Origin of the sequence: Bifidobacterium simiiventris (assembly GCF_019331715.1) — a bacterium.
GTDB lineage: Bacteria > Actinomycetota > Actinomycetes > Actinomycetales > Bifidobacteriaceae > Bifidobacterium > Bifidobacterium simiiventris.
Genome location: NZ_JAHBBG010000012.1, coordinates 80080 through 89569, shown reverse-complemented (window position 1 = coordinate 89569; position 9490 = coordinate 80080). Strand labels below are relative to the sequence as shown.

The following is a 9490-nucleotide window of genomic DNA, read 5'->3' as shown; positions in this document are numbered from 1 at the left end:
CTCCCGCACAACCCGCCCCGCAGGCCCCCGCGACCGATCCGTGGTCGTCGGATGCCTCCGCGAGCGGCGGATTCTCGACGTTCGGCGGCAGCACCGATTTCGGTGGCAGCTCCGACGAGCCGGAATTCTGATTCCGCCTGCGATCGCACCGCACCACCGGGCGCTACTCACGAAGCGCATCAAACCTAACGTTTTAAGGAGAACATCATGTCACGCAAGAGGCCGCAACCGCCGGTCAAGCCGTTCAAGAAGAAGCCGAACCCGCTGAAGGCTGCCAAGATCACCACGATCGACTACAAGGACGTTGCGCTGCTGCGCAAGTTCATCTCCGATCGCGGCAAGATCCGTTCCCGTCGTATCACCGGCGTGACCGTGCAGGAGCAGCGCGAGATCTCGAAGGCGATCAAGAACGCCCGCGAGATGGCTCTGCTGCCGTACGCCACTTCCGGCCGCTGATTTGAGGAGGTAAAGGAACATGGCTGATACCAAGGTTATCCTCACTGCAACCGTTGCCAACCTCGGTCACTCCGGTGACGTCGTCGAGGTCAAGTCCGGCTACGCCCGCAACTACCTGTTCCCGCAGGGCCTCGCCTTCGCGTGGACCAAGGGCGCTGCCGCTCAGGTCGAGGCGATGAAGCGCGCCCGCCTGGCCAAGGCCGTCGCCACCCGTGAAGAGGCCGTCGCCGCCAAGGAGCTCATCGAGGGCACCACCGTCGAGATCGCCGCCAAGGTTTCCGAGTCCGGCAAGCTCTTCGGTGGCATCTCCGCCGACAAGATCGCGATCGCCCTGTCCGACAAGGCCGCCGTCAACCCGAAGAACATCGAGGTTGAGCCGATCAAGACCACCGGCGACTTCCCGGCCAAGGTTGCCCTGCACCCGGAGATCACCGCGTCCTTCTTCGTGAAGGTCGTCGCCGAGTGACCCGTTCCGGCGGGCTTGTCTCGCCGGGACTTCCAGACTGACAGATCAATAACAGTCTGAGCTTAAGCATCAGCCCGTGCCCCGTGGATTTCCGCGGGGCACGGGCTTTTTCTATGCCCGGCCGGTCATCGTGCGGACGGCAACAGTCCGATCGTGAACGAGAACTGCTCCGCGTCGAGCCGGTACTGCTCGGCCAAAGCTGGGCCGCAGCTGTTCGATCCGATGCCGGACTGCGCGTAGTCCACGTTCACCACGGTCGAATCCGCCTGTTCCAGTTCGCTGTTGTGTGTCTTGCGCGTCAGTTCCTCGGCGGTGTACGGCAGCGCCTGGAAGTCGAACGTCTGCTCGCCGAAGAACGTGAGCGTCACGCCGTCGCCAGCCACGGACGCCCAGTCGCAGTCGTGGTGGTTGCCGTTCTCCTGCGGCTTGATGTACGGTTCGAACAGCGAGGCCGGCGTGCCGGAGAACACGCCGTGCCAGCTGGCGCGGCGCTTGTCGACGTAGCTTTCCACCGGACCGAGGCCGCAGTACGTCACGTCGTGCATCGATTTGGGTACGAACAGGCGCAGGCCGAAGCGCGGCATGAACGGGAATGCGGTGTCGCGTGTCACGTCCATCGTCAGTTCGACCGCACCGTTGACGTGGATCGTCCACGTCGCGTCGATGTCGGCGATGCGCTGGATGATCGGCGCGACCAGACCGAGTCGCGCGTGAATCGTCACGTCGCCGGCGACGGACACCGCATCGACGTCAGGCGCCGCGGCGCTGCGATCGTTCGCGTCGCCAAACGATGCCACGAATTCCGGCTCGCCTTCGGACTGCGCGGCGACGTCGGGCGCGACCATATCCATGTCGGACACCGAATCCGCATCATTCTGCGGCGAGATCACGTCATCCTCGTCGACCAGCACACCGACCTCGTATGCGCGAACATACGCGCGATCGTACTGCGCACGTTCCCATTCGTGGCGAATGTTGCGATCGTTGTCGGTGGGTGCACGCCAGATGCTGACCTCCATCGGACGGTCAAGCAACGAACGGTTCGCGAACGTCATCGACGAGAACAGACCGGTGCGCTTGTCGAGTTCGTACCGGAAGTCCGGCGATTCGATGGTGATCGTGCGGGACGTATCGGACACGGTAAGCAGCGGCGGGATGACGGTGCCGGCCGCGTAGGCCGGGCGGCACTCCCCCAGTTCGTCCGCGCCGGACGGCGCCGCCTTGGCACATGCGCAGCCGCCGCACGCGCACTGTTCGGATTCGCAGTCGCCTGCGCAGCCGTCGGAATCCTCACCGGAATCCTCGCCAAGTTCCTCGTCAGATTCCTCACCAACGACCTCATCCTCGGCGACCTCATCCTCGCGCACCGCCTCCAGCAGCGCAACGACGGTCTGGTTGCGCGGATCGGCAGTCGGCACCGCGATCTCGTCGAATCCGAGCGGGAAACCGGCGAGCAGCACGCCGTCGTCGGTCAGACGATACGTGCGCACGAGCAGCGTCACCTTGCCGGCCGACTCGCCCAGCTTGGCGATCGCGTCACGGATCGCGGTCGGCAGCTCCACCGTCGTCTCGCCGTGCGGCTCGATCGAGGGCATCGCGGGCGCGTAGCTGCCGGGATGCTCCACGCGGAACGCGTCGCCGGCGGCCGCATCCTCCTCCCACACGGCGTTCACGGTCGGCCGTCCGTCGACCACGAGCGTGAAGTCGAGGAACAGGCCGGCGTCGGCGGTGTTGAGGAAGTCGTAGTAGTTGTGCAGCGTGACCGTGCCCGCGGCCGGGTCGAAGCCGGCGACGCGCACCGGCCGGTACACGTTCTTGAACTCGAGCAGGCCGGTGTGCGGCGTGCGGTCGGGGTAGACGAGGCCATCCATGCAGAAGTTGCCGTCGTGTGGGTATTCGCCAGAGTCACCGCCGTACGCGTACTCGCGCTTGCCGGCCGCATTCGTGCCGCGGTCGATCGCATGGTCGCACCATTCCCAGATGCAGCCGCCGACCAAGCCGTCGTAGCGCTGGATGCGGTCGAAGTAGTCCTCAAGATCGCCCGGACCGTTGCCCATCGCATGGCAGAACTCGCACATGAAGTACGGCTTGACACCGTTGTCACCATCGTCGCCACCGAACGTGCCGTCGTGCTTGCCGTCCGGCGTGCGCGGGCCTTCCTCGGAGAAGTACTGGTCAATGTCCGAGATCGGCGGATACATGCGGCTGTGGATGTCGAGATGGCTGAAATCGTACTCGCGATCGGCCGTCACATAGCGCGCGGACTCGTAGTGCGTGAGCCGGCTCGGATCGAACGCCTGCGTCCACGCGAGCGCGGCCTCAAACGTGCAACCGTATGCACATTCGTTGCCCATCGACCAGAAGATGATGCTCGGACGGTTCTTGTCACGCTCGACGCAGCGCTGCACGCGATCCACGGTGGGCGCGGTGAACGCCGGGTTGTCCGCGATCATGCGCGGCCAGCGGGCGGCCTGCGCGTCCCAGTCGTTGTCCTCGGCGATCGCGACGTCGGTGCCGTGGCTTTCGTCGTCGGCCTCGCCGATCACGTAGAAGCCGAGCCGGTCGTACAGGTCGTAGAAGTGCGGCGCGTTCGGGTAGTGGCTGGTGCGGATTGCGTTGACGTTGTGCTCCTTCATCAACGTCAGGTCGCGTATCATCTGCGCCTCGCTGATGGTGTAGCCGGTGACGGGATCGGAATCGTGGCGGTTGACGCCGTGGATCTTGATCGGCTTGCCGTTGACCTTGACGACGTTGCCATCGACGCTGATCTCGCGGATGCCGACGTGATCGGTGATCGTCTCGTTCGCCGTGGTGTAGACGACGGTGTACAGGTACGGGGTCTCGGCCGTCCACAGCTTGGGGTCGTCGACGACGAGCCGCGCGTGCGCGGTCGGCAGGAACGCGCTGTCGCCGGCGGCGGTGTCCGTGTCGATGATCATCGGCGATGCGGTGCCGGTTTCGATCGCGATGTGCAGCGCGGATTCCGCATCGGACGGCTCGGATTCGTCCGCGATCTCGTCGATGGACTCGACGGCACCTTCCTCAAGGTCGTCCGCCGCATCGTCGCCATCGTTCGCAGTCGTGCCAGCGTTCGCAAGATCGATCGGCTCGGACTGCGTTTCGGCAACCAACTCGCCGTCCGCATCGAACAACTGCACGGTCACCGGAACGTCCACATTGTCGTAGAACGCGAAGTCGACGTCCACGGTCGCGTGATCGACCGGCGACGCGTCGTATTCGGCATCGGTCAGGTCGTCCAGCTTGTCAGGATCGACGTTGCGCCAGATCGACGTGTGCGCGAAGTAGTCGCGGATCGCGTCTTCCGGACGGTCGAGCAGGTAGACGTCGCGGAAGATACCGGACATGCGAAACTTATCCTGATCCTCCTGATAGCTGCCGTCGCACCACTTGAGCACGAGCACGGCGAGCATGTTCATGCCGTCGACGAGCGCGTCGGTCACGTCGAACTCGCTCGTGGAGTGCGAGACCTGCGAGTAGCCGATGAACGTGCCGTTGAGCCACACGTAGAAGCACGAGTCCACGCCCTCGAAGTTGAGGAAGGTGCGCGGCGCGTCGGGGTTCGGCGTATGGTCGAACTCGTGGATGTAGACGCCGCACGGGTTGTCGTGCGGGACGAACGGCGGGTCGAGCGGGAACGGATAGTTGACGTTCGTGTACTGGTGGCCGTCGAAGCCGTGGTTCTGCCACACGCTCGGCACCGGGATCGCGGTGAAGCCGGCGGCTTCGCGACCGTGACTGACGGCCGCGCGGTGCTCCCAAACCTCGGCGTCGGCATCGGTGCCGACCCCGTCGAATCCGTCGTCGAAGAACGCCGGCAGACCGGCCGCGTGGGCGCTGCGCACGTCGTCGTCCAGGTCGTAGATGCTGGCGTAGTACTTGAAATCCCAGTCGCCGTTGAGCAGCGTGAACCGGTCGGAGTCCGCGCGCCGCTCGCCGACCGTGTCCATGCGGTGCGAGGCGGGGATGTAGTAGGCACGGTTCGGCTCGGTGCCGACGTGCGAGGTGTCGAGGTTTTCGTAATACCGTGGGATGAACATGGGTTCGGCGCTCCTTCGGGCTGGTTGGCCGGTATCGATGATAACGCTACCATTACGACCGTATGAGACTCGTGCGAATGGAGACACGCGAGCATGTGTCTCCGAATATACAGAAGCCGCCGCTTCCGAAGAGACGGAAACGGCGGCTATCAAGGACTAACGGCGTTGTCCCTGCCGAGTTGTCACTGCACCTGGGCGCGGGCGATCTTGCCGGTGAAGGAGTTGGCCTCGTCGGCGTCCTTCACGCCGTCCTTGTTCCAAGAGAACATGGCGCGCAGCTTCGGGCCGACGGTCTCGATGCGCTCGTTGGAGTACTTCTCCTGCAGCTCCTTGAAGTGCGGGGCGCCGGCATCCTGGTCGTCGATGAACTCCTTGGCGAAGGAGCCGTCCTGGATGCGCTTGAGGTGGTACTCCATGCGCTTGCGGCAGTCCTCGTTGATGACGGTGTTGGTGTAATCGCCGTACTGGGCGGTGTCGGAGCAGGACCAACGGGCCTTGTTCAGACCACCCTCGTTCATCAGGTCGACGAGCATCTTCAGCTCGTGGCAGACCTCGAAGTAGGCGATCTCCGGCTGGTAGCCGGCGTCGGTGAGAACCTCAAAGCCCATCTCGACGAGCTTGTTCACGCCGCCCATGAGGACGTTCTGCTCACCGAAGAGATCGGTCTCGGTCTCCTCCTTGAAGGTGGTCTTGATGGCGCCGGCGCGCAGGGCGCCCAGAGCCTTCGCGTAGGCCAGGGTCAGCGCCCAGCCGTCGCCGCGCGGATCCTGCTCGACGGCCACGACGACCGGGACGCCACGGCCGGCGGCGTACTCACGACGAACGATGTGGCCCGGGCCCTTCGGCGCGACCATGAAGACCGGGTGATCCTCGGTCGGCTTGATGTAGCCGTAGTGGATGTTGAAACCGTGAGCGAACGCGACGGCCGCGCCCGGCTTGATGTTGGGCTCGATGTCATTGGCCCAGATCGTGCGCTGGTACTGGTCGGGGGCGAGGATCATGATGACGTCGGCCTCGGCGGCAGCTTCCGGAACGGACTTCACTTCGAGGCCCTGCTCCTTGGCGAACTCGACCGACTTGGAGGTCGGGCGCAGGCCGACGACCACGTCGACGCCGGAATCGCGCAGGTTCAGCGCGTGGGCGTGACCCTGGGAGCCGTAGCCGATGATGGCGACCTTCTTGCCGTCGAGCACGGACAGATCGGCGTCGTTGTCATACCAGATTTGTGCAGCCATGTAAGTACTCCTTGTACTTGCGTGCCGCCTCGCACGGGGACGTGGCGCGGCACACGGTGTTGTGTGGTTGCGCATTATGTGTTGTGTACACCATTCTGCGCGTTTGGGTGTCCGGGCGTCTGGCCCGGACGATCTCAAGCGTGAGGATTTTGTCCTCGGAACTGCTCCCCATCCTACCGATAACCGCATCGCCATCCGGTCATCGTCCACAACGTGAGCCACGTCACGTTCCAAACGTGGACATCCGACCGTCTCGTCATCATCGACGTCACGACTGCAATATAACCGTCACTATGTTCGAGTGATCGGTACAGCAACTCGTACATAGTGACGGTCCCGCACCCCGAAACGTCACTATGTACGCGGCGACATCGTAATCACTCGAACATAGTGACGGTTTGCAACGATGAGCGCCGAACGTCAAACGCAAACAGCCGCCGCTCCCGAACGAACGGGAGTCGACGGCTGCTATGTGAGTCGCTGATTATCGACTACTTGTGCCTAGCGGCAGGAAGTCACTGAACCTGGGTACGAGCGATCTTGCCGTTGAAGGACTCGGCCTCGTCCTGATCCTTGGCCGGGCCGTTGTTCCAAGAGAACATGGCGCGCAGCTTCGGGCCGACGGTCTCGAGGTGCGGGTGCGAGTACTCCTCCTGCAGCTTCTTGAACTTCGGAGCGCCGGCGGCCTGATCATCCATGAACTCCTTGGCGAAGGAGCCGTCCTGAATGCGCTTGAGCTGGTACTCCATGCGCTTCTTGGTCTCCTCGGTGATGACCGTGGAGGTGTAGTCGCCGTACTGGGCGGTGTCGGAGCAGGACCAACGGGCCTTGTTCAGACCACCCTCGTTGGCGAGGTCGACCAGCATCTTCAGCTCGTGGAACACCTCGAAGTAGGCGATCTCCGGCTGGTAGCCGGCCTCGGTCAGCACGTCGAAGCCCATGTCGCACAGGTGGTTGATGCCGCCCATCAGCACGTCCTGCTCACCGAACAGATCGGTCTCAGTCTCCTCGGTGAAGGTCGTCTTGATAGCGCCTGCACGCAGCGCGCCCAGAGCCTTGGCGTAAGCCAGGCACAGCGGCCAGGTCTTGCCATCCGGGTCCTGCTCGACGGCCACGACGACCGGGACGCCACGACCAGCGGCGTACTCACGACGAACGATATGGCCCGGGCCCTTCGGGGCAACCATGAAGACCGGGTGATCCTCGGACGGCTTGATGTAGCCGTAGTGGATGTTGAAACCATGAGCGAACGCCAGCGCGGCACCCGGCTTCAGGTTCGGCTCGACGTCCTCCTTGTAGACCTTGGCCTGGTACTGGTCAGGCAGCAGGATCATCACGACGTCGGCCTCGGCGACCGCTTCCGGCACCGGCTTGACCTCGAGGCCCTGCTCCTTGGCGAACTCCACGGACTTGGAGGTAGGACGCAGGCCGACGACCACGTCGACACCCGAGTCACGCAGGTTCAGCGCGTGGGCGTGGCCCTGCGAGCCGTAACCGAGGATGGCGACCTTCTTGCCATCGAACACGGAGAGATCGGCGTCCTTTTCGTACCAGATAGTTGCTGCCATGATAGGCACTCCTTTATGTTGCTTGTGGGCGTTGGTAAGGCGCCCGACAATCGGTGAGATTGGTAGGGCTTTCGACGTTGGGATTGTGTCCCGTAGGGGAAAGTCATCGTCTCCTGCCGCACTGTTCTAGTCCGGTAGGGGTTGGCGTGAATGGTCACGTCCAAATATTGAATGATTGGTTTGAGTGGTAACTTTTGCGTAGATTGAGGAGGCGGCGATGATACGGAACCTCGGCTCCCTCGACCGAGGGAGCCGAGGCTCGCTTCGCTCGCTTTTTACTTGGTAAAATCGACGTTCTTGGTTTCCTTGCAGGACAGCACCGCGACGAGGCAGCAGACAGCCATCACGCCGAGATACAGACCCACGGAGTGCACGCCCCAGTGGGCGCTCAGCCACGTGGCGATGGTCGGCACGAACGCCGCGCCGACGATCGCGGCGAGGTTGTAGCCGATGCCGGAGCCGGAGTAGCGCACGTTCGCGTCGAACAGTTCCGGCAGGAACGCGCCGATCGGCCCGAACGCGGTGCCCATCAGCGCAAAGCCGACGCACAGGAACACCATGTTGGCGAGGAAGTTGCGCTGACCGACGACCTGGCCGTTGAGCAGGAACGGGAACAGCAGCGCGAACACGACGAGCAGCACCGACGAGGTCACGATCACGCGACGACGGCCGAACTTGTCGGCGTTCACGCATGAGATCACGATGAACGCGGCGAACACGCAGATCGCGATCATGAGCATGAGCAGGTACTCCTGATTGGTGAATCCGAGATCACCGCCGCCCTCGGCACCGGTCTTCGTACCCCACGCAAGCGACCACGTGGCGAGCGTGTAGAACAGCGTGTACGTGACGGCCACGAGGAACGTCGCCTGCAGCACCTGCTTCCACGATTTACGGAACACCTCCACGACCGGGGCCTTGACGACCTGCTGCTTCTCCTGGGCCATGCGGAAGATCGGCGTCTCCTCCATCTGCACGCGCACAACGAGTCCGACGACCACGAGCACCGCGCTCAGCAGGAACGGCACACGCCAGCCCCATGCGAGCATCGCATCGGAATCGTTGAACGACTCGAGCACGAAGTACGTGCCGTTCGACAGGAAGAATCCGATCGGCGCACCCAGCTCCGGGAACGAGCCGTACAGCGCGCGCTTGTCTTCCGGCGCGTTCTCGGTGGCGACGAGCGCCGCGCCCGACCATTCGCCGCCGAGGCCGACGCCCTGCACGAATCGCAGCAGGCACAGCATCGCGACCGCACCCACGCCGGCCGTCTTGTACGTCGGCAGGCAGCCGATCAGGAACGTGCCGACGCCCATCGTCATCAAGGACACCACCAGCGTGGCCTTGCGGCCGAGTCGGTCGCCGAAGTGGCCGAAGACGAGCGAGCCGAGCGGGCGGGCGATGAACGCGATCGCGAACGTGAGGAAGCTCGCCAGCATGGCGACGGTCGGGTTGGTCTTGTCGGAGAAGAAGATGTGAGGGAAGTAGTTCGCCGCGGCGGTGCCGTAGGCGTAGAAGTCGTAGAATTCGATGGCCGTGCCGACCATCGAGGCTGCGATGACGGTTTTGACCGAGTCGCGTGCGGCGGATTTCAGCTTGCCGGCCACGGCGTTGCCCGTCGTGGATTCCACTGCTGGCATGTGATGCTCCTGTAGTCTGTGTGTTGTTCGTTACGTCGTATGTGATTGCGTTCGCTTGCTGCTTGTG

Annotated in this window: 6 protein-coding genes; 2 read left to right on the top strand and 4 right to left on the bottom strand. The window is 63.6% G+C overall.

Annotated elements, in window-relative coordinates; all coding sequences use genetic code 11:
• The first annotated feature begins 207 nt into the window (after positions 1 to 207).
• Together rpsR and rplI are read left to right on the top strand one after the other, a co-directional pair.
• Positions 208 to 456 carry a 30S ribosomal protein S18 gene (gene rpsR / locus KIH76_RS09895; protein WP_033496388.1) on the top strand — a complete coding sequence of 83 codons (249 nt, stop codon included), beginning with the start codon at positions 208 to 210 and terminating at the stop codon, positions 454 to 456.
• Between the two features lie 19 nt (positions 457 to 475).
• The gene (gene rplI, locus KIH76_RS09890) at positions 476 to 922 is read left to right on the top strand and encodes a 50S ribosomal protein L9 (protein WP_033496390.1); all 447 of its coding nucleotides are present in this window, start codon (positions 476 to 478) and stop codon (positions 920 to 922) included.
• 125 nt (positions 923 to 1047) lie between these two features.
• Here the strand turns inward: rplI and KIH76_RS09885 are convergent, their stop codons facing one another.
• The 4 genes from KIH76_RS09885 to KIH76_RS09870 all read right to left on the bottom strand — a co-directional run bounded on the left by KIH76_RS09885 (position 1048) and on the right by KIH76_RS09870 (position 9423).
• Positions 1048 to 4980, bottom strand: a complete 3933-nt coding sequence (locus tag KIH76_RS09885; RefSeq protein ID WP_219070525.1) for a glycoside hydrolase family 2 TIM barrel-domain containing protein — start codon at positions 4978 to 4980, stop codon at positions 1048 to 1050.
• Between the two features lie 182 nt (positions 4981 to 5162).
• A complete protein-coding gene (ilvC, locus tag KIH76_RS09880; RefSeq protein ID WP_100497085.1) occupies positions 5163 to 6215 on the bottom strand; it encodes a ketol-acid reductoisomerase in 1053 nt (350 codons plus the stop codon).
• A gap of 515 nt (positions 6216 to 6730) precedes the next feature.
• Positions 6731 to 7783, bottom strand: coding sequence for a ketol-acid reductoisomerase (gene ilvC, locus KIH76_RS09875; protein ID WP_219070524.1), 1053 nt, complete (start codon positions 7781 to 7783; stop codon positions 6731 to 6733).
• Positions 7784 to 8058: 275 nt separating this feature from the next.
• The gene (locus KIH76_RS09870) at positions 8059 to 9423 is read right to left on the bottom strand and encodes an MFS transporter (protein ID WP_219070523.1); all 1365 of its coding nucleotides are present in this window, start codon (positions 9421 to 9423) and stop codon (positions 8059 to 8061) included.
• Between the last annotated feature and the right edge of the window lie 67 nt (positions 9424 to 9490).